The following is a 20184-nucleotide window of genomic DNA, read 5'->3' as shown; positions in this document are numbered from 1 at the left end:
GGAGGTAGGAGCAAGGGTGGGGCGGTGTGGGATGGGTTTACGTTGTGTTAATCAAATGCTGAGGTGTAGATCAAGCTGTAGGAGCTGTTTCCTACAGGTTGGTGTGTAATCGCAGGCGGTCGCCGTTGCGCGATCCTTGTGGGAGATTCTATGTTTGAGGGGAACCCTCAAACATAGATTTCGGTTGGTACTGACTTTGATTTTTCATCAAGGAAAACGCGATCCTCGCAAGCTTGCGGGCCAGCGCAACCAGGGCCTGTGTGGTCTTCAGACCTCTTGCCAGATAGCTCTCGTATAGCGGTTTCCACGTCGCTGATCGGCTCGCAGCCATAGCCGCGTTGTGCAGCAAACGGCGTATCTCTGAGTCTCCTCGCTTCGTCAGCTTGCGCCGGCCACTCTTCTGTCCTGAGTCAGACACCCTCAAATCCATGCCTAAAAATGCAATATAGGCATCGCTGCTCTTGAACTCACCACGCTGAAAAGCCATTGTCAGGGCCGTTGCCGTTAAAAAACCAACCCCCTCTAACGCTTGGCAACGCTCTACCTGACTCAGAAGTCCTGCCTCCTTGAGGGTGTCCCTGATCTTTTTCTGGATCAGTAGATCAAGTCTGACCATTGAGTCCGCATGACTCTTAAAGGCCTCTTTCAGAAGCGGCTCATCAGCCCAGCTTTGGGTCAGACTTACCTTCGCTTGGATCAGCGCCGCACGCCTACGTAGCAAGCTCTGAAGCCTGGTATAGACGGCTGGTGGGGGATTCCAGGCACGCAAATCATCCCCTTCATTTTTCAAATACCGCGCCAGCAAACGGGCATCCGAAGCATCGGTCTTGGCCCGCCCACCTATGCCCTTCCGGTAATTACTCAGGCGAAAACCGTCAATGACGTAGACCTGATGGCCCATTTCATAGGCGAGCTCAACGGTGTCCATATGAAAGATACCGGTTGCCTCAATGGCAATCGCACTGGACGGCAATGACTCCAACCACTGCTTGAGGGCTGAGCGGTTGTTGGGGATGATCTGGATCTGGTCCAGATCAGCTTGATAAACCACGATTTCGCTTTTGGCGACATCAACACCGATGACTGAGCGTGACACACGGATTGCCATACAAAACTCTCCGAGTTAGGGTTTAGAGGCTTGTTGGGGCTTCACCCTGGCGCTGGCTTGCTTCTATCGTCGGTGCTTGTCCGATGCATTCCTTATCGGCGCTTTGGGTGAGGGGGTGGGGCGAAGTCTCCCACGGTCTGTACTGGCTAGAGTCAGATTCCGGCTTTTAGTCCCACCACCCCTTCAAGTCTAAACATACAAGCTGGCTTGCCGGCGATGAGGCCCTCAAGCCTTGCACCGTCCATGCGGACGTCATCGCCAGCAAGCCGGCTCCTACCGTCGCGGCATTACCGCACCTTTCGCAGCGGCGTGCCACGCACCGGTGCATCGCCCGCCACGTAGTAGTCGGCCTTGCTGCGCGGCAGCGGCTGGCGGCCACGGATCTTGTCGGCGATTTTCTCGGCGATCATGATCGTCGGCGCGTTCAGGTTGCCGGTGGTGATGATCGGCATGATCGACGCGTCGACCACCCGCAGGCCCTGCATGCCATGCACGCGACCCTGGTTGTCGACCACCGCCATGTCATCAGTGCCCATCTTGCACGAGCAGGACGGATGGAACGCGGTCTCGGCGTGCTCACGGACGAACTGGTCCAACTGCTCGTCGGTCTGCACCTCGATGCCCGGGCTGATTTCACGCCCGCGGTAAGCGTCCAGGGCCGGCTGCTGCATGATTTCCCGGGTCAGGCGGATGCCGTCGCGGAATTCCTGCCAGTCCTGTTCGGTGGCCATGTAGTTGAACAGGATGCTCGGGTGCTGGCGCGGGTCCTTGGACTTGGCCTGCACACGACCGCGGCTCGGCGAACGCATGGAGCCCATGTGCGCCTGGAAGCCGTGCTCTTTCACCCCGTTGCTGCCGTTGTAGTTAATCGCCACCGGCAGGAAGTGGTACTGGATGTTCGGCCATTCGAACTCCTCACGGGTACGAATGAAACCGCCGGCTTCGAACTGGTTGCTGGCACCGATGCCGGTGCCGTTGAACAGCCACTCGGCGCCGATGGCCGGCTGGTTGTACCAGAGCAGCGAGGGATACAGCGAGACCGGCTGGGTGCAGGCGTATTGCAGGTACAGTTCGAGGTGGTCCTGCAGGTTCTCGCCGACACCCGGCAGATCGTGCACCACCGGGATGTCCAGGCTTTCCAGCAGTTGGCGCGGACCTACGCCGGAACGTTGCAGCAGTTGTGGCGAAGCAATCGCGCCGCTGCTGACGATGACTTCCTTGCGGGCACGGACTTCGACCGGTTCTTCGGCCGAACCCAGCAGGTAACGCACGCCGACCGCGCGCTTGTCTTCGAAGAGGATCTTGTCGGTCAGGGCGTGGGTGACGATGGTCAGGGTCGAGCGCTGCTTGGCCGTGTCCAGGTAACCGCGCGCGGTGCTGGCGCGACGGCCTTTGGGCGTCACGGTGCGGTCCATCGGACCGAAGCCTTCCTGCTGGTAGCCGTTGAGGTCGACGGTACGCGGGTAACCGGCCTGCACGCCGGCTTCGACCATGGCGTGGAACAGTGGGTTGTTGCCGGCCTTGGGCGTGGTCACGCTGACCGGGCCTTCGCCGCCGTGGTAGTCGTTGGCGCCGATGTCGCGGGTTTCCGCCTTGCGAAAATACGGCAGGCAATCGAGGTAGGCCCAGTCTTCCAGGCCTGGCAGTTTGGCCCAGCCGTCGTAGTCCATGGCGTTGCCGCGGATGTAGCACATGCCGTTGATCAGCGAGGAACCGCCGAGGCCTTTGCCGCGACCGCATTCCATGCGACGACCATCCATGTGCGGTTCCGCGTCGGTTTCGTAGGCCCAGTTGTAGCGCCGGCCTTGTAGCGGGAAGGCCAGGGCGGCAGGCATCTGGGTGCGGAAGTCGAAGCGGTAGTCGGGACCGCCGGCTTCGAGCAGCAGGACGGTGACACCGGCGTCTTCGGTCAGGCGGGTGGCCAGGGTGTTACCGGCGGAGCCGGCACCGATGATGATGTAATCGAATTCTTGGGACATTGAATGCAGCCCTCGTTGAAGTGGGTCAGGTCGCAGGCCGGCGCGGTTCAAATGTGGCGAGGGAGCTTGCTCCCGCTCGGCTGCGCAGCAGTCGCAAAGTCAGCGACTGGGTTCTGTCTGAATGAGTGAGGTGCCTGGAGTTGGGGCCGCTTCGCAGCCCAGCGGGAGCAAGCTCCCTCGCCACAAAGGGGCGCAACTCCAGAACCGCATCAGGTCAGAACACCGAGGCGTAATCGCCCAACTCGACCTGTACCGATTTGATCCGGGTGAAGTTGTTCAGCGAGCTGATGCCGTTCTCACGGCCGACACCCGATTGCTTGTAGCCGCCGACCGGCATCTTGGCGTCGGACTCGCCCCAGGCGTTGATCCAGCAGATACCCGCTTCAAGCTGATGAATCACGCGGTGGGCGCGGTTCAGGTCGCGGGTCACCACACCGGCGGCCAGGCCGAAGTCGGTGTCGTTGGCGCGGCGGATCACTTCTTCTTCGGTTTCGTAGCTGAGGATGCTCATCACCGGGCCGAAGATTTCTTCACGGACGATGGTCATGTCATCGCTGCAATCGGTGAACACGGTTGGTGCGACAAAGGCACCCTTGGCGAATTCACCCGCAGTCAGGCGTTCGCCGCCGCACAGCAGGCGCGCGCCTTCTTCCTTGCCCTTGGCGATGTAGCCGAGCACGCTTTCCATATGGGCGAAGCTGACCAGCGGGCCGAAGTTGGTGTTCTCATCTTCCGGGTTACCGACGCGGATACGCGCGACACGCTCGACGATCTTGGCTTCGAAAGCGGCTTTCAGGTGGCTCGGCACGAACACGCGGGTGCCGTTGGTGCAGACCTGGCCGGAGCTGTAGAAGTTGGCCATCATCGCGGTGTCGGCGGCGCGATCGAGGTCGGCGTCGTCGAAAATGATCAGCGGCGACTTGCCGCCCAGTTCCATGGTCACGTCCTTGAGCGACGAGCTGGAAGCGCTGGCCATGACCTTCTTGCCGGTGTCGGTGCCGCCGGTGAAGGAGACTTTCTCGATGCGCGGGTGCTCGGTCAGCCAGGTGCCGACTTCACGGCCGCTGCCGGTGAGGACGTTGAACACGCCGTCTGGTACGCCGGCCGCGGTGTAGATCTCGGCCAGTTTCAGGGTGGTCAGCGAGGTGACTTCGCTGGGCTTGAAGATCATCGCGTTACCGGCGGCCAGGGCCGGTGCGGATTTCCACAGGGCGATCTGGATCGGGTAGTTCCACGCGCCGATACCGGCCACCACGCCCAGCGGCTCGCGACGGGTGTAGACGAACGAGGTGGTGCGCAGTGGAATCTGCTCGCCTTCGATGGCAGGCACCAGGCCGGCGTAGTATTCCAGCACGTCGGCGCCGGTGACGATGTCGACGTAACGGGTTTCCGAGTAAGCCTTGCCGGTGTCCAGGGTTTCCAGTGCGGCCAACTCGTCGTTGCGCTCACGGAGGATGTCGACGGCGCGGCGCAGGATGCGCGAACGCTCCATGGCGGTCATCGCGGCCCAGATTTTCTGGCCCTTTTCGGCACTGACCACGGCCCGCTCGACGTCTTCTTTGGTCGCACGTTGCACTTTGGCGAGCACTTCACCGTTGGCCGGGTTGATGGCATCGAAAGTGGCATCGCCGCCGGCGTCGGTGTAGCCGCCGTCGATGTAGAGTTTTTGCAGTTCGAAACGGGCCATAGTGTCCTCGCAAGTGCATAAGTGGTTGGCGTTAACCGCCGGGTGCGCCAGTAAGGTTCTGGCAACACCGGTCAGCAGTCGTTCAGGGGCCGAGCGTTAACCGCTGCTCTAGCGCTCCTGCTTAGCCAGTTGGAAATCCATGTATTCGTAAGCGATCCGTTGCGCCTGTGCGGTGTCGAAAGCGTCTCCCGACAACGCGCCGCGCAACCACAAACCGTCGATCAACGCTGCCAGCCCCCTTGCCGCGCTGCGGGCTGCGGGCAGCGGCAGGACGCGGCGGAACTGGCAACACAGGTTCGAATACAGACGGTGATCGTTGATCCGCTGCAACCTGTGCAAAGACGGGTGGTGCATGCTGGTGGCCCAGAAGGCCAACCAGGTTTTCATTGCCGGGCCATTGACCTGGCTGGCGTCGAAGTTGCCTTCGATAATCACCTGCAGATGGGCCCGCGGGCTGTCATCTGTCAGCGCCAGGCGGCGCGCGGCGACGTTCTCGGTGAGGACATTCATCAGATACCGCATCGTGGCGGCGATCAGGCCATTCTTGTCCTGAAAATAGTGACTGATGATGCCATTCGAGACACCGGCCAAACGAGCGATCAGCGCAATGCTGGCGTCCCCCATCCCGACCTGATCGACCGCCGTCAAAGTGGCTTCGATCAATTGCTGGCGGCGTATGGGTTGCATACCGACCTTGGGCATCGTGCACCTCTCTTTAGGCCCGGCGGCAGACGTAGAACGACTACCGGCATGTGGGCCAGTCTATTTTGTTTTGATTGAACGTTCAATCAACAAAGAATAAGATCCGCGACAAAATGTCGCTGCCTACCGGTTTTTCCGGGGCGCCTTTATATCACCCACCGGTCGACTGCCCATTAAACGATCGGTCGGGTGCCGTGTTGCCTTGTGTCTTTCTCCCGCACTGCCTGGAGCCTCTGTGCAATGAGTTCTGCCTCTCTTATAAAGACCCCCGTCGAAAAGGTGCGGGTCAACGGTTGGGTGTTCTACACCTCGACCGCGTTGATTCTGCTGCTTACCGCCATCCTGATCATCGCTCCGCAAGAGGCCGGCAAACTGCTCGGCGTGGCTCAGGCCTGGCTCTCGCGCAGCTTTGGCTGGTACTACATGGTGGTGATCGCGTCCTACCTGGTGTTTGTCATCGGGCTGGCGTTTTCTTCCTACGGCAAGTTGAAACTGGGCACCCAGATGGACACCCCGGATTTCAGCTACGGCGCCTGGGCCGGGATGCTGTTCTCCTCGGGGATCGGTATTTCGCTGCTGTACTTCGGCGCTTCCGAGCCGCTGGACCACTATTTCAATCCGCCTGAAGGCATCGCTGGCAGCCATGCGGCCGCGCGCCAGGCGCTGCAGTTGACCTTTCTGCACTGGGGCCTGCACGGCTGGGCGATTTATGCGCTGGTGGGCCTGGCCGTGGCGTACTTCGCCTATCGGCACAACCAGCCGCTGGCGTTGCGCTCGGCGCTGTACCCGCTGGTGGGTGAGCGTTGGGTCAAGGGCGCGGCTGGTCACGCGGTTGACGGCTTCGGCATGTTCGTGACCCTGCTGGGCCTGGTGACCAACCTGGGCATCGGCTCGATGCAGGTGTCTTCGGGTCTGGAAAGCCTGTTCGGCATGACCCACAGCAACACCAACCTGCTGATCGTGATCCTGGTGATGAGCAGCGTGGCGACCATCGCCGCCGTGTCGGGGGTGGAGAACGGCATTCGCCGCCTGTCCAACCTGAACATCGTGCTGTTCAGCGGCCTGCTGATCTTCGTGCTGCTGTTCGGCCCGACCCTGCACCTGCTCAACGGGTTCGTGCAGAACATCGGCGATTACCTCAACGGCGTGGTGCTGAAGACCTTCGACCTCTACGTCTACGAGAACGACGCCGAGAAGTCCGACCGCTGGCTGGGCCTGTGGACCCTGTTCTACTGGGCCTGGTGGATTTCCTGGGCGCCATTCGTGGGTATGTTCATCGCGCGTATTTCCCGTGGCCGTACCGTGCGTGAACTGGTGGCCGGCGTGCTGCTGATTCCGTTGGGCTTCACCCTGGCGTGGCTGTCGATCTTCGGCAACTCGGCCCTGGACCTGGTGATGAACCATGACGCGGTGGCCCTGGGCAAAACGGCGCTGGAGCAACCGTCCATGGCCATCTACCAGTTGCTGGAACATTACCCGGCGTCGAAAATCGTCATCGGCGTGTCGATCTTTGTCGGTTTTGTGCTGTTCCTGACCCCGGCGGACTCCGGTGCGGTGATGATGGCCAACCTGTCCTGCAAGGGCGGCGAGGTGGATGAAGATGCGCCGCACTGGTTGCGGATCTTCTGGTCGGCGGTGATCACCCTGGTGACCATTGGTTTGTTGTTCGCCGGTAACTTCGAAGCCATGCAAACCATGGTGGTGCTGGCGGGCCTGCCGTTCTCCGTGGTGCTGGTGTTCTTCATGTTCGGTTTGCACAAGGCCATGGCCCAGGATGTGCGCATCGAAGCGGAAAAGTTCGAAAGCCATCGGCAGCTCCTTGGCCGGGGTTATAGCTAAGCGTCGAGCCAGGCGGTGCTTCCGTTGCACCGCCGTCAGGTCGCAAACAAAAACGCCGCGAGATTCTCGCGGCGTTTTTGCCTCTGTCTCAACCCAGGTTCTTGCCCAGCAGCGCGTGGTACAGCTCGCTGTCGCCGAGAATCCCCACGACCTTGTTGTTGTCGTGCAGCACCAGCTTATGGCCGGTCTGGTAGCGGATCTGCAAGGCATCGCGCATACCGATGTTCGAGTCGACCAGCGTCGGCGTGCGGCCCAGGGCCTCGACCGATTGGCCCTGCACCCAGCTTTGCAGGTTCAGGCTGGCACCGTTCTGGCGGGCACCCTTGACGGTATTGCCTTCGGCCAGGTCGATCCACGAATCGCCACCCGGATCGATGCACACCGAACCGTTGACCCGCTTGCAGTTGTCCAGGGTGCGCATCAGGCTGCGTCCGCAGAGCACGTTGAGCGGATTGGTGTGGGCGACGAAGGTGCGCACGTATTCGTCCGCCGGGTTGAGCACGATGTCTTCCGGCTTGCTGTACTGGATGATCCGACCGTCTTTCATGATGGCGATACGGCTGCCCAGTTTCAGGGCCTCATCCAGGTCGTGGCTGACGAACACGATGGTCTTTTGCAGCTTGCGTTGCAGGTCGAGCAGTTCATCCTGCAAGCCTTGGCGGATCAGCGGGTCGAGGGCCGAAAAGGGTTCGTCCATCAACAGAATGTCGGCGTCCATCGCCAGGGCGCGGGCCAGGCCCACGCGTTGTTGCATACCGCCGGACAGCTCGTCGGGCTTCTTGTTGCGCCATTGTTCCAGGCCAACCAGTTGCAGCTTCTCGTCCACCAGCTGGCGGCGTTCCTTCTCCGGACGACCCTGCATTTCCAGGCCGAAGCTGATGTTCTCGCGCACCGTCAGCCAGGGCATCAGGGCGAACTTCTGGAACACCATGGCGATGCGCTTGGTGCGCATCATCTTCAGTTCCGCGTCGGTGCAGTTGGCGATGTCGATCTGCCGGCCTTCATGCTCGACGAACAAGTGACCGCGGCTGACCGTGTTCAAGCCGTTGATGCAGCGCAGCAAGCTGGACTTGCCGGAACCGGAGAGTCCCATCAGTACGCAGATCTCGCCTTTCTCGATTTCCAGGCTGGCGTTTTCCACACCGACGATCTGGCCGGTCTTTTTCAGGATCTCTTCACGCTTGAGGCCTTTGTCCAGCAACGCGAGGGCCTCTCGCGGGTTCTTGGAGAAGATGACGTCTACCTTGTCGAAGCGAATGATGCTCATGCGTCACCCCTTACCTGTGCGTCGGGTTGTTTGCAGATACGGTCGAGCATGATTGCCAGCAATACGATCGCCAGGCCGGCTTCGAAGCCCAGGGCGATATCAGCGGTGTTCAGTGCGTTGACCACGGGTTTGCCCAAACCATCGGCACCCACCAGTGCGGCGATCACCACCATCGACAACGACAGCATGATGCACTGGGTGACACCGGCGGCGATGCTCGGCATGGCGTGGGGCAGTTCAATCCGTGAGAGCAGCTGACGGCGCGAGCAGCCGAAGGCCTTGCCGGCGTCCATCAGTTCTTGCGGTACATCCTGGATGCCCAGGTAGGTCAGGCGGATGGGCGCGGCAATCGCGAACACCACCGTGGAGATCAGACCCGGGACAACACCCAGACCGAACAGGGTCAGGGTTGGAATGAGGTACACGAAAGTCGGTACGGTCTGCATCAGGTCGAGGACCGGACGCATCAGGGTGTAGAACATCGGCTTGTGCGCGGCGACGATGCCCAGCGGCACGCCGATGACCACGCAGACCAGGGTGGCGAACATCACCTGGGCCAGGGTTTCCATGGTTTCCTGCCAGTACCCCAGGTTGAGGATCAGCAGGAAAGAAGCGATCACGAAGGCGGTCAGCCCCCATTTGCGCTGGATCAGGTGGGCGATCGCCGCGACCAGCGCAATCAATGCCAGCGGATTGAACCAGGCCAGCGCGAAGGTCACGCCGTGGATCATCGCTTCCAGTGTCGAGGCGATGAAATCGAAGTAGTTGGCACCGTGCTTCGTCAACCATTCGACGAACGCCGCGATGTACTGGCCCAGGGGGATTTTATGTTCAGTCAGCATGGTATTGAACGTCCACATGCGGGGAAATAAATGCCTGTCCAGGCGGGCGGACCCGCCCGGACATGGCGGTTATTGCGCGAGCTTGGCTTTCACGGCATCCAGGCCTGGTTTTCCGTCAATGGTGGTCACGCCCGCCAGCCAGGTGGTCAACACCTGTGGGTTTTTCTGCAGCCAGGCTTTGGCCGCGGCTTCAGGTTTCATCTTGTCGTCGAGGATGTTGCCCATCAGCGAGCTTTCCATGTCGACGGTGAACTCGAGGTTCTTCAGCAGTTGGCCGACGTTGCTGCATTCCTGGGCGTAGCCCTTGCGGGTGTTGGTCAGGACGGTCGCAGCGCCGAAGTCAGGGCCGAAGTAGTCATCACCGCCGGTCAGGTATTCGATCTTGAAGCGCTTGTTCATCGGGTGCGGCGCCCAACCGAGGAAGACCACGGCGGTGCCGCGTTTCTCTGCACGGTCGACCTGCGAGAGCATGCCGGCTTCGCTGGATTCGACGACCTTGAAGCCGGCGTCTTTCAGGCCGAAGGCGTTCTTGTCGATCATGCTCTGGATCAGGCGGTTGCCGTCGTTGCCCGGCTCGATGCCGTAGATCTTGCCGTCCAGTTCCTTCTTGAATTTGGCGATGTCGGCGAAGTCATGCAGACCTTTGTCGTAAAGCGCCTGGGGCACGGCGAGGGTGTACTTGGCGCCCTTGAGGTTGGTGCGCACGGTTTCCACGGTGCCGGCGTCGCGATAGGCCTTGATGTCGTTTTCCATGGTCGGCATCCAGTTGCCGAGGAACACGTCCATGTTCTTGCCGTCGGCCAGGGACTTGTAGGTCACCGGCACGGAAATCATCGTGGTCTTGGTCTTGTAGCCCAGGGCGTCGAGTACCACGCTGGTGGTGGCCGTGGTGGCGGTGATGTCGGTCCAGCCGACATCCGAGAAGTTAACGGTACTGCATTGTGCCGGCTCTGCGGCTTGGGCCAGCACCGGCAGACTCAGCATGGCGGCCAACAACAACGACGGGGAACCTTTCATGGGGTGGACTCCTGGATGTTCATTTTTGGCAGTGGTCCGACTGGACGATCGCGCTTAGTTATTTTGTGTTGCGGTTGTAGGCGTCGAGGACGGCTCTACCCCGGTGCCTTGCAATCGAGTCGAGACTGATCATGTACCAGCCTAAATCTGTCGCCTACAGGGTGCGTCGTATCCAGTACAGGGAGGGTCGCATCCAGTGTCGGTGAGGTCGTTTACAGATTTTTTCGGCCCTTTTTCCCTCTCTGCGCCGCAAAAAAACACCGAAAATTACCTGTGCGCGGACGCTGGCGTTGCTGGGCATGGGTGCGTCGGTGTGAGACGTCGCGTGGGCTTTCAAAAGGCTGATGATGCTTTATCCCGGCGGATTGCGACCCTTGAGCGTAGCAGCTCCGCCACCGGGCGCTCAGGCGTCTGGAACAGGCACTCAGAGGACTTCGCAACAATGGCAATCAGCGTGTTTGACCTGTTCAAGATCGGCATCGGCCCTTCCAGTTCCCACACCGTGGGGCCCATGCGCGCCGCGGCGTTGTTCGTCCAGGGGCTGCGTGAGCGCGGCGAGCTTGAGCAGGTGACGCGGGTCGAAGTGCAGCTCTATGGTTCGCTGTCGGCGACCGGTATCGGCCACGGCAGCGACAACGCGGTGATCATGGGGTTGATGGGCGAATGGCCGGACGCGATCGACCCGTCGCAGATCGGCCTGCGCATCGCCACCCTGCGCGAAACCGACACGCTGCTGCTGGATAACCGTCTGGCGATTCCGTTTGTCTGGGCGCGGGACATGCGCCTGATCGACGAGAACCTGGCGTTCCACCCCAATGCCATGACCCTGGTCGCTTTTGCTGAAGGTAAAGAGCTGCATCGCGACACCTACTATTCAGTGGGCGGTGGTTTTGTCGTCGATCAGGCCCAGGCCGAAAGCGGCGTGGCGGACATGGATCGCACGGTGCTGCCCTATGATTTTTCCAGTGCGGTGGAATTGCTTGAACTGTGTCAGCGGCATGGCCTGAGCGTTGCCGAACTGATGCTGGCCAATGAAAAGGTCTGGCGCGCTGAAGACGAAATCCGCAGCGGCCTGATGAAACTCTGGCGGGCCATGCAGGATTGCGTCGAGCAGGGCCTCAAGCACGAGGGCATCCTGCCTGGCGGCCTGAATGTGCGTCGGCGCGCGGCCAAGTTGCACCGCAGCCTGCAGGAGTTGAACAAGCCCAACGTCATCGGTTCGACCTTGAGCGCCATGGAGTGGGTGAACCTGTTCGCCCTGGCGGTCAACGAAGAGAACGCGGCGGGTGGGCGCATGGTGACGGCGCCGACCAACGGCGCGGCGGGGATCATCCCGGCGGTACTGCACTACTTCATGAAGTTCAGCGAGGTGGTGACCGACGCCAATGTCGTCGACTATTTCCTCGCGGCGGCGGCGGTGGGCATCCTCTGCAAGAAGAACGCTTCGATCTCGGGGGCCGAGGTTGGTTGCCAGGGCGAAGTGGGCTCGGCCTGTGCCATGGCGGCGGCGGGTTTGGCGCAGGTGCTCGGGGCGACGCCGGAGCAATTGTGCAACGCGGCGGAAATCGGCCTGGAACACAACCTCGGGCTGACCTGCGATCCGGTGGGCGGGCTGGTACAGGTGCCGTGCATCGAGCGCAACGCGATTGCCGCGGTCAAGGCGATCAACGCGGCGCAGATGGCCTTGCGCGGTGACGGCCAGCATTTCATTTCGCTGGACCGGGTGATCCGCACCATGCGGGATACCGGGGCGGACATGCATGACAAATATAAAGAGACTTCCCGTGGTGGGTTGGCGGTCAGTGCGGTGGAGTGCTGAGGTCGCCCGCTGCCAGGACTGTGCATAAATCGACCACTGCTCACGGGACGCGCCACCTTTTGGCGCGTCGCAAACAGGTAACTGGTAAGTCTTCGCAACACCCGGTTTTCACCCTGTTACCGCCGGTCGACCGTGCTTGCGGTGACACTCTTTTCCGGTGCTGTTCAGCGCCGCGCACGCAAGTGCTACCGAACTGCTCAAGCCGCCCAGGCCGGGCGCTTACAGACCTTTCCCACGCCTTATAACCCGCACTCATGGCGGGGGCTATATAGACACGCCGCGACGTCGTTTTCAGGAGTTATTGAATACCTATTCAACTTTCGGCATGGCAATTGCTCTGTCATTACAAAGCCCCTCTCCACGAGAGAACGAGGGCCATAACAAGAGCCTCCGCCTGAGGCCATCACCCGCTTTGTGTGAGGAGATATCGCGATGACGTCGTTCCAGTCCGGGGCTCAACCCCAGAACCGTGCGCCTCAATCCATCGGCTTTCTGCTGCTGGACAATTTCACGCTCATTTCCCTGGCTTCCGCCGTAGAACCCCTGCGGATGGCCAACCAATTGTCCGGCCGCGAGTTGTATCGCTGGACGACCCTGAGCGTCGACGGCGGACAGGTCTGGGCCAGCGACGGCCTGCAGATCACGCCTGACGCCTCCATGCACAAAGCGCCCGCCATGGACACCGTGATTGTCTGCGGCGGCATCGGCATTCAACGTACCGTCACCCGCGAACATGTGTCCTGGTTACAGAGCCAGGCGCGCCAGTCGCGCCGTCTTGGTGCCGTGTGCACCGGCAGTTGGGCGTTGGCGTGCGCCGGGTTGCTCGACGGCTTCGATTGCAGCGTGCACTGGGAGTGTCTGGCCTCGATGCAGGAAGCTTTCCCGCGGGTGGCCATGAGTACTCGTCTGTTCACCCTCGACCGTAACCGCTTCACCAGTTCTGGCGGTACGGCACCGTTGGACATGATGCTGCATTTGATCAGTCGTGATCATGGCCGTGAGTTGTCGGCAGCGATTTCGGAGATGTTTGTCTACGAGCGTATCCGCAACGAACAGGATCACCAGCGTGTGCCGCTCAAGCACATGCTCGGCACCAACCAGCCGAAGTTGCAGGAAATCGTCGCGCTGATGGAAGCCAACCTGGAAGAGCCGATCGACCTGGACGAACTGGCGGTGTATGTCGCCGTGTCCCGTCGGCAGCTGGAGCGCTTGTTCCAGAAGTACCTGCATTGCTCGCCGTCGCGCTACTACCTGAAGTTGCGGCTGATTCGGGCACGGCAGTTGCTCAAGCAGACGCCGATGTCGATTATCGAAGTGGCGTCGGTGTGCGGGTTTGTGTCGACGCCGCACTTCTCCAAGTGCTACCGCGAGTACTTCGGTATTCCGCCGCGTGATGAGCGTGTGGGTTCCAACACGACCCAGCAGGTGGCGATGATGCCGATTCCGCAGGCGTTGGTATTGGCGCCGTTGTCCGGGCCGATGTCGGCGTTGAGTCAGGCGCGTAACGAGTCGACGTTTGCCAGCGTAAGGCTATAAGACGGGTTGTCCGGTTGGGTCCCTGTGGCTAGGGGACTGGCCCCCATGACAGTTAATGAAATGTGAAGTCGAGCGCGGTCTTGTGGCGAGCGGGCTTGCCCGCGCTCGACGGCGAAGCCGTCGTAAAACCGGTTGTCGCGGTCTGCCTGACACACCGCAATCACCGGTTTCAGGGCCGCTTCGCACCCCAGAGTGGCGATGCGGCGTCCCGACAGGCCCACTCGCCACACTCTGGTGTTTCTGCTGTCAGGGTCGTGTTTGCTGGTATTGCGCCAATGCCGGCAACAACTGCTTGTCGATGGCCTGACGCACCGCCGGCAGAATCGTCGCGCTGCTGGTGTACATATCCTTGACCATCTTGCGTAGCTCATAGGCCCTGGCGTCGTCGAGGCCGCGTACCGCACATTCGCAGGCTTGCTCGGCGGTGGCACCGCTCGGCACTTGCAGGCCGAGGGATTTGAGCTGGCCCAACAGGTCTTCCTGGTCAATCAAATCCGCGTACATCATGGCGCTGGTCCTTGTTCCGATGTGATCGTGTTTCGATTCTGGTAGCCCTTCGCGGTGTCGGCAAGAGCGGATTGTCCGAGTGGCTCTGATACCTATGAACAGGTCGTTTTCGGCTAACTCGCGGGTAGGGCAAGCGAGCACACTGGGCACCAGTAGACCTGTCGACGGTTTGGTCACCCTCGCTTCGGGTTTCTGTGGACACTCTCTCAACCCCGATCCTGTCACGGCTTGATCGGGGTTTTTTTTGCTCCGGATTATTGAGTGAAATTGTGTCATTACCTTTCAGCAGGGCAGAAGGCCCTTGTGATGTGATGAGTCGTTGCTTAACGTCAGCGCCGACTACGCAGACAGCAGAAAATTTGTCGGCGGTGCTGCGCAGGTTCAAGCGAGTCTGGATCATATGAAGGGAAATTGTTGGCGTTCGGGCTGTTCTGCTTCGGTGCGGGAGACCTGCCAGCAAAGCCGTCCTTCCTCGTAGTCGATACCTCACCGAGCCCTGACGCATTTGCTCAAACATCAGGGCTCGCACTTGCTTGCACAGGGCTGTGCAGCGTCTTTATAGTCAGTCCAGTCATTGCCAATTCAATGACTGGACGTCGCGGTCAAAACATGTAACCTCACAAGCGCCATCAATTCGATGGCGTTTCGCTGCTTTGCATTCGTGTTATGGCGGTTGTGTGAGGGACACCTTCGGGTGTGCCGGTTTGTTATGTGTCCGGTCCGCGAACCCTTGCACAACTGCCACCCTTCAGTGTCGCGGCTGAAGGTGGTGGTCTCCTCATTTTGCTGGAGTTACACATGACGAACTTCATCGCTCTACAGTCCAACACCACCGAAACCCCCGTGCTCTTTTTTAACCCCGACGCCCCATTGCGCGACCTCTGTGCTTTCGCCAGTCGACGGCTGCGTGGCGCCCGCGATCTTTCGCAAACCTTGACCTGTACCACGATCAATAATCTGGATGAGCAGGATTTCCGGCATGTAATGGAGGTGATGTATACCCTGCTGGATGATGGCTGTGATGTCTTGAGTGTTGTGGAACAACGCACGATGAAACTGACCAATTAGGCTTTCTCAGAGGGGGATCGCGAGCATGCCTTGCGAGCAACTCCCTAATTCCAGTGATTCAGTGAATTAAAAGTTGGATACAATTTTTAGTGAATGAGCTTGTGAATATAAGGGCTGCAAGGCAGTCCTTATATCAAGCAATGTTATAATCGCCCACCATTTAGTATCGAACGGCCATACCTCATGCAGTGGAATGACTTGGTCATCGGTGGACGGACGTTCACGATGGAACATCTACAGCCGTTCGAGTTGGTGTTCGATATCGCGAGTGAACAGGTGATGGTAAAGTTCGAATTTGGTTTTCACTGCTTCACTGACGATAAAGGCATTGGTGAATTACTCAGGTTTCGCGGTGAACAACGATATTTTTGCGCAGATCGTTACCATTGCAGCACTCAGATTGTCGACTACATACGTAGACGCTTCATTAGCAGCATTGCCTTACCCTTCTTTGTCGTAAACAGCCAGCGTTACTTTTGTCTGGATATACACGACTACGCTATTTTCTTTTCGATCAGCAAACCGGCAGGTACAAGCAACTTGCTAAAAGTGCGGGTCGTCTCTGCGTACGAAGTGGCAACTTGGGGGCGCGGAAATCTCCCGAAGAAAGGTAAACCTCGCAATGTGCGATACATTCTGGAAATGCGAAACGCTGGTAAGTCTGTCTAAAATAAGCTACCCCATCACTGTCGATGCAAGTGTCAGGGTGGGTGGTGTTATGTTTTGTAAACAAAAAACCTCGGTGCTTTCGCATCGAGGTTTTTTGTGAATCACTTTATCGGCCTGTCCTTTCGCGTTTCCGCTTATCCCGCTCACTGGCTGGGAGTGATTTTCATCACCGAAATCAACACCCCTTGCTGCCAAGGTTCCGGTCTGTGTCGACGGGAAAATACTAGCGCTTTGATCAAAAAATAGCAATCGTGGCTCAATATCCAGTCGGCCGAAACAGGGTGTTCGAATGATCGATCTTCAGCGCTGCAACACCAATATCCGCGACAACAATTCATCCCGGTCGATATAACAACCCTGGAAATGCCGTGCCCCGGTGGCCGGGTCGAAGGCATTGCGTGCGTGCAGCGTGCGGCGGTTGTCGAAGCACCACAGTTCGCCCGGGTTGAGCCGCTGCATGATCCGGAAACGAGATTCGCGGGTCATGGCGATAAAGCGCCGGTAAGCTGAGTAAAGCACCGGCATCTGTTCCACCGACGCTTCGAAAGGACCCCGCAGGAAGTTGGCCATGCGGATTTCGCTGACCTGGCCGCTGCTGTCCAGCGCGATAACCGGCGCCAGGCGGCGGTAGTCGCTGTGTCGGTCCTTGTTGCGAAATTCCACCGGGATCTCGCTCAGGGCCCGGAACGCAGCGGGATCTTCCCGACGCAGCGCATCGGCAATGGCAAACCCATCGACGAAAATACTCTCGCCACCCTCGGCGTCATTCACCAGGCAATGCAGGAATTGCAGGCCCGGTTGCAGCTCGCGGGTCGGCAGGTCGCTGTGCAATGGCAGGTTGAAAGCGGTATAGGCGTTGCTGTCGGCGTCCGCTTTGGATTGCACGTTGAACAGCACGCCGAAGTTGGTCTGGCGGATAAACGCGATCAGCTTTGCCACCTCGCTCAGTGAACCCGGCTCGGTCGGTACTCCGCGGACTTGGGTCAGGCCGGTGTCGCGCAAGGCCAATAACCAGTGCAGCAGGGTTTTCGGGTCTTCCTTGAGGGCGGCGAACTCGAAGACCGGCAATTGCAGGCTGCTGTTCCACAACCGGCTTTTCGGTTTGCCGGCCTGCCGCTCGACCCGCGACTGGTCGTCATAGGCATGGGCCCGCAACCAGCCCGGATCGAAGCGGCTGGCGTGGCCGTCCTGCCAGTCGATGCACAGGCAGCCGCTGTCGTCGATACGGATGACGGCCGGGGCCAATCCCTCGGGCACGTCGACGATTTCCAGTACCTGTTCCCGGGTCACCGTGTACACGCACCGCGGACACGGGCAGTTGTCTCGTAGCCAGACGTGATGGTACGGACTGATACGGCCGTCCGCCCAATGCACCTCGATTCGATCCGCCAGCGGATGCACGGCGGTCAGGGCACTGATCAGCGGGTAACTGCGGAAATCGGCAAACGCGGCGGCGGTGTTCACGGTGAGTTCCTTTTCGGTGGTTTGTTATTTTTTGGCAGGCAGTCCAATCACACGGCCGACGTATTCCGGGGACGGAAGGTCGCTCTGGTCTTCGATGATGGCTTGCAGCTTTTCCAGCACGGTGTCGGTGAAGGGCGCCGAGCGTGGGCCGGCGAGGTCGACGTGGAGCAGCATCTGTTCGTTGCCGGCCAGTTCCTTGTCGCCGCCCACCAGGTGCAGGCTGTGATAGAGGTGCAGGCGCTTGGCGTCGTGGCCGATGATCTGGGTGCGCACTTCGACCTGGGCACCGAGTTTTACTTCGTGCAGGTAGTTGAGGTGCAGTTCGAGGGTGAACAGCGAGCTGCCGGTGGCTTCGCGGTTGTCGGTGTCCATGCCCAGGCGCTGCATCAGGGCATCGGTGGCGTAGCTGAAGATCAGCAGGTAGAAGGCGTCGCGCAGGTGGCCGTTGTAGTCGACCCAGTCGGGGATGACTTCGGTGGTGTAGGTGGTGAGGGTTGGCATGGTGGGGGCTCCACAAGAGGGCGGTGCTATCCCCGCTGTCTGTAGGAGCGAGCTTGCTCGCGAAAAATGGAACATCCGACGCCAATGTGTCGTCTGGACGATCCCATCGCGAGCAAGCTCGCTCCTACAGGGGGGAGGTGTGAGGCAAGTGGGGTTACTCGCTGAAGCTCATCCCGTGCTTGGCCTTGGTGGTCTTCACCGCTTCCAGCACTGCCAGCAGGCAGTCGTCGCGATAGCGTTCCAGGGCCGAAATGCTGTGTTTACCCAGTTGATCGCTGGTGCCGTCGACCACATCGTCGATCAGCTTGTCGGTCAACTCCGGTGCCGGCAGGTAGGTCCACGGCAATTGCAGCGCCGGGCCGAACTGGGCCATGAAGTGACGCATACCGGCATCGCCACCGGCCAGGGTATAGGTCAGGAAGGTGCCCATGAACGACCAGCGCAGACCCGCGCCAAAGCGGATTGCATCGTCGATTTCGCCCGTGGTGGCGACGCCGTCGTTGACCAGGTGCAGCGCCTCGCGCCACAGCGCTTCCAGCAGGCGGTCGGCGATAAAGCCCGGGACTTCCTTGCGCACGTGCAGTGGGCGCATGCCGAGGGATTCATAGACCTTCATCGCCGCCTGTACGGCTTCGGGGGCGGTGTTCTTGCCGCCGACCACTTCCACCAGCGGCAGCAGGTACACCGGGTTGAACGGGTGACCGACGACGCAGCGCTCCGGGTGGGTGGCGCCTTCGTAGAATTCGCTGGGCAACAGGCCCGAAGTGCTGGAGCCGATCAGGGCATTGGGCTTGGCCGCGGCGCTGATCTTGCCGTGGAGTTCGAGTTTCAGCTCCAGGCGTTCCGGGGCGCTTTCCTGGATAAAGTCGGCGTCCTTCACACATTCTTCGATGGTGGCGACAAAACGCAGGCGATCCTGCGAGGCACCAGGGGCCAGGCCCTGTTTCTCCAGGGCGCCCCAGGCATTGGCGACACGTTTGCGCAAGGCCGCTTCGGCGCCGGGAGCCGGGTCCCAGGCGATCACATCGAGGCCGTGGGCGAGGGCGCGGGAGACCCAACCGCTGCCGATAACACCGCTGCCCAGGGCGGCGAAGGTTTTGATTTCGGTGATAAAGCTCATGGTCATACCTTGAAGGAATTGATGACTACCGTGGGAGCCGGCTTGCTGGCGATTCAGGCGCTACGGTCCGTCAGGCAGACCGCGTTATCGTTCATCGCCAGCAAGCCGGCTCCTACATGGGGGGTTAGCGGCGTTGGGTCAGGCCCATCTTCACTCGCCCTTCGGCCGGGGTCAGGACGCGGGCGCCCAGGCGGCTGAGGATTTCCGAGGCCCGTTCGACCAACTGGCCGTTAGTCGCCAGCACGCCCTTGTCCAGCCACAGGTTGTCTTCCAGGCCGACCCTGACGTTGCCGCCCAGCAGCACCGCTTGCGCGGCCATCGGCATTTGCATGCGGCCGATGCCGAAACCGGCCCACACCGCGCCCGCCGGCAGGTTGTCGACCATGGCCTTCATGGTGGTGGTGTCCGCCGGTGCGCCCCATGGGATGCCCAGGCACAGCTGGAACAACGGATCGTCCAGCAGGCCTTCCTTGATCAGTTGCTTGGCGAACCACAGGTGGCCGGTGTCGAAGATTTCCAGCTCGGCTTTCACGCCCAGCTCCTGGATGCGTTTGGCGCCAGCCCGCAGTTGCGCGGGGGTGGAGACGTAGATGGTGTCGCCGTCGCCGAAATTCAGGGTGCCACAGTCCAGGGTGCAGATTTCCGGCAGCAGGGCCTCGACGTGGGCCAGGCGGGTCAATGGACCCACCAGGTCGGTGTTCGGGCCGAATTCCATCGGGTTCTCGCCGGCACCGATTTCCAGGTCGCCGCCCATGCCGGCGGTGAGGTTGACGATGATGTCCACGTCCGCCTCGCGGATACGCTCCATCACTTCGCGATACAGCGCCACGTCGCGACTGAACTTGCCGGTCTCGGGATTGCGCACGTGGCAATGAACCACGGTGGCGCCGGCCTTGGCCGCTTCCACGGCCGCCGCCGCGATCTGTTTGGGCGTGACCGGAACGTGAGGGCTTCGGCCGGCCGTGTCGCCAGCACCGGTGAGTGCGCAGGTGATGATGACGTCGTGGTTCATGGTGCGGATTCCTTACAGGCGTGGTCGTTCACGCCGCAGCCATCGGC

At 60.4% G+C, this 20184-nt stretch carries 17 protein-coding genes; 5 read left to right on the top strand and 12 right to left on the bottom strand.

The genetic code is table 11. From position 1 onward, the window contains the following. Positions 1-148: 148 nt before the first annotated feature. From HX866_RS30925 to betI, 4 genes are all read right to left on the bottom strand, one after another. Positions 149-1108, bottom strand: a complete 960-nt coding sequence (locus tag HX866_RS30925) for an IS110 family transposase (protein ID WP_177106005.1) — start codon at positions 1106-1108, stop codon at positions 149-151. Between the two features lie 287 nt (positions 1109-1395). Then, positions 1396-3087 (bottom strand): choline dehydrogenase, encoded by a 1692-nt coding sequence (betA, locus tag HX866_RS30920; RefSeq protein ID WP_177125619.1) that lies wholly within the window; start codon positions 3085-3087, stop codon positions 1396-1398. 214 nt (positions 3088-3301) lie between these two features. Continuing rightward, positions 3302-4774 carry a betaine-aldehyde dehydrogenase gene (betB, locus tag HX866_RS30915; protein WP_177125620.1) on the bottom strand — a complete coding sequence of 491 codons (1473 nt, stop codon included), beginning with the start codon at positions 4772-4774 and terminating at the stop codon, positions 3302-3304. Positions 4775-4882: 108 nt separating this feature from the next. Then, positions 4883-5476 (bottom strand): transcriptional regulator BetI, encoded by a 594-nt coding sequence (gene betI / locus HX866_RS30910; protein WP_177098496.1) that lies wholly within the window; start codon positions 5474-5476, stop codon positions 4883-4885. Between the two features lie 297 nt (positions 5477-5773). On the opposite strand from betI, the gene HX866_RS30905 reads away from it, so the two are divergent. Continuing rightward, entirely contained in the window at positions 5774-7315 is a 1542-nt protein-coding gene (locus tag HX866_RS30905; RefSeq protein WP_371319307.1) for a BCCT family transporter, read from the top strand. A gap of 88 nt (positions 7316-7403) precedes the next feature. Here the strand turns inward: HX866_RS30905 and choV are convergent, their stop codons facing one another. From choV to HX866_RS30890, 3 genes are all read right to left on the bottom strand, one after another. Beyond that, positions 7404-8582, bottom strand: a complete 1179-nt coding sequence (gene choV, locus HX866_RS30900; protein ID WP_177098495.1) for a choline ABC transporter ATP-binding protein — start codon at positions 8580-8582, stop codon at positions 7404-7406. Beyond that, positions 8579-9424 (bottom strand): choline ABC transporter permease subunit, encoded by an 846-nt coding sequence (choW, locus tag HX866_RS30895; protein ID WP_177099354.1) that lies wholly within the window; start codon positions 9422-9424, stop codon positions 8579-8581. Before choW ends, choV begins: the two co-directional genes overlap by 4 nt. 69 nt (positions 9425-9493) lie before the next feature. Further along, positions 9494-10441: a choline ABC transporter substrate-binding protein gene (locus HX866_RS30890; RefSeq protein ID WP_177098493.1), complete on the bottom strand. Its 948-nt coding sequence runs from the start codon at positions 10439-10441 to the stop codon at positions 9494-9496. A 442-nt stretch (positions 10442-10883) separates the two neighbouring features. Between HX866_RS30890 and HX866_RS30885 the strand changes: the two genes are divergently transcribed. Further along, on the top strand, positions 10884-12260 hold the full coding sequence (locus HX866_RS30885; RefSeq protein ID WP_177098492.1) for an L-serine ammonia-lyase: 1377 nt from the start codon (positions 10884-10886) through the stop codon (positions 12258-12260). 432 nt (positions 12261-12692) lie between these two features. Beyond that, positions 12693-13796 (top strand): GlxA family transcriptional regulator, encoded by a 1104-nt coding sequence (locus HX866_RS30880; RefSeq protein ID WP_017128334.1) that lies wholly within the window; start codon positions 12693-12695, stop codon positions 13794-13796. Positions 13797-14042: 246 nt separating this feature from the next. Here HX866_RS30880 and HX866_RS30875 read toward each other — a convergent pair whose 3' ends face one another. Beyond that, positions 14043-14303, bottom strand: a complete 261-nt coding sequence (locus tag HX866_RS30875; protein WP_177098491.1) for a hypothetical protein — start codon at positions 14301-14303, stop codon at positions 14043-14045. A 798-nt stretch (positions 14304-15101) separates the two neighbouring features. Here HX866_RS30875 and HX866_RS30870 point away from each other — a divergent pair. Beyond that, positions 15102-15371, top strand: a complete 270-nt coding sequence (locus tag HX866_RS30870) for a hypothetical protein (protein WP_177098490.1) — start codon at positions 15102-15104, stop codon at positions 15369-15371. A gap of 225 nt (positions 15372-15596) precedes the next feature. Beyond that, on the top strand, positions 15597-16040 hold the full coding sequence (locus HX866_RS30865; RefSeq protein ID WP_177098507.1) for a hypothetical protein: 444 nt from the start codon (positions 15597-15599) through the stop codon (positions 16038-16040). Between the two features lie 300 nt (positions 16041-16340). On the opposite strand, the gene HX866_RS30860 is transcribed toward HX866_RS30865, so the two are convergent. The 4 genes from HX866_RS30860 to HX866_RS30845 all read right to left on the bottom strand — a co-directional run bounded on the left by HX866_RS30860 (position 16341) and on the right by HX866_RS30845 (position 20137). Beyond that, positions 16341-17504 (bottom strand): gamma-butyrobetaine dioxygenase, encoded by a 1164-nt coding sequence (locus tag HX866_RS30860; protein WP_177098489.1) that lies wholly within the window; start codon positions 17502-17504, stop codon positions 16341-16343. Between the two features lie 24 nt (positions 17505-17528). Next, the gene (locus HX866_RS30855; protein ID WP_177098488.1) at positions 17529-18005 is read right to left on the bottom strand and encodes a thioesterase family protein; all 477 of its coding nucleotides are present in this window, start codon (positions 18003-18005) and stop codon (positions 17529-17531) included. 154 nt (positions 18006-18159) lie between these two features. Continuing rightward, on the bottom strand, positions 18160-19125 hold the full coding sequence (locus HX866_RS30850) for an L-carnitine dehydrogenase (protein ID WP_121135222.1): 966 nt from the start codon (positions 19123-19125) through the stop codon (positions 18160-18162). A 124-nt stretch (positions 19126-19249) separates the two neighbouring features. Then, the gene (locus tag HX866_RS30845; protein ID WP_177098487.1) at positions 19250-20137 is read right to left on the bottom strand and encodes a 3-keto-5-aminohexanoate cleavage protein; all 888 of its coding nucleotides are present in this window, start codon (positions 20135-20137) and stop codon (positions 19250-19252) included. Positions 20138-20184: the final 47 nt, after the last annotated feature.

The sequence above is a fragment of the Pseudomonas gingeri genome (genome assembly GCF_013386165.1).
Classification (GTDB): domain Bacteria; phylum Pseudomonadota; class Gammaproteobacteria; order Pseudomonadales; family Pseudomonadaceae; genus Aquipseudomonas; species Aquipseudomonas gingeri_C.
Note: the sequence above shows the minus strand (reverse complement) of the source record. Positions and strands in the feature narration are given on the sequence as shown.

Excerpts from the sequence above, each read along its gene's own strand:
- HX866_RS30925 (WP_177106005.1), bottom strand. The coding sequence starts at position 1,108 with ATGGCAATCCGTGTGTCACGCTCAGTCATCGGTGTTGATGTCGCCAAA.
- betA (WP_177125619.1), bottom strand. The coding sequence starts at position 3,087 with ATGTCCCAAGAATTCGATTACATCATCATCGGTGCCGGCTCCGCCGGT.
- betB (WP_177125620.1), bottom strand. The coding sequence starts at position 4,774 with ATGGCCCGTTTCGAACTGCAAAAACTCTACATCGACGGCGGCTACACC.
- betI (WP_177098496.1), bottom strand. The coding sequence starts at position 5,476 with ATGCCCAAGGTCGGTATGCAACCCATACGCCGCCAGCAATTGATCGAA.
- choV (WP_177098495.1), bottom strand. The coding sequence starts at position 8,582 with ATGAGCATCATTCGCTTCGACAAGGTAGACGTCATCTTCTCCAAGAAC.
- choW (WP_177099354.1), bottom strand. The coding sequence starts at position 9,424 with ATGCTGACTGAACATAAAATCCCCCTGGGCCAGTACATCGCGGCGTTC.
- HX866_RS30890 (WP_177098493.1), bottom strand. The coding sequence starts at position 10,441 with ATGAAAGGTTCCCCGTCGTTGTTGTTGGCCGCCATGCTGAGTCTGCCG.
- HX866_RS30885 (WP_177098492.1), top strand. The coding sequence starts at position 10,884 with ATGGCAATCAGCGTGTTTGACCTGTTCAAGATCGGCATCGGCCCTTCC.
- HX866_RS30880 (WP_017128334.1), top strand. The coding sequence starts at position 12,693 with ATGACGTCGTTCCAGTCCGGGGCTCAACCCCAGAACCGTGCGCCTCAA.
- HX866_RS30875 (WP_177098491.1), bottom strand. The coding sequence starts at position 14,303 with ATGATGTACGCGGATTTGATTGACCAGGAAGACCTGTTGGGCCAGCTC.
- HX866_RS30870 (WP_177098490.1), top strand. The coding sequence starts at position 15,102 with ATGACGAACTTCATCGCTCTACAGTCCAACACCACCGAAACCCCCGTG.
- HX866_RS30865 (WP_177098507.1), top strand. The coding sequence starts at position 15,597 with ATGGAACATCTACAGCCGTTCGAGTTGGTGTTCGATATCGCGAGTGAA.
- HX866_RS30855 (WP_177098488.1), bottom strand. The coding sequence starts at position 18,005 with ATGCCAACCCTCACCACCTACACCACCGAAGTCATCCCCGACTGGGTC.
- HX866_RS30850 (WP_121135222.1), bottom strand. The coding sequence starts at position 19,125 with ATGAGCTTTATCACCGAAATCAAAACCTTCGCCGCCCTGGGCAGCGGT.
- HX866_RS30845 (WP_177098487.1), bottom strand. The coding sequence starts at position 20,137 with ATGAACCACGACGTCATCATCACCTGCGCACTCACCGGTGCTGGCGAC.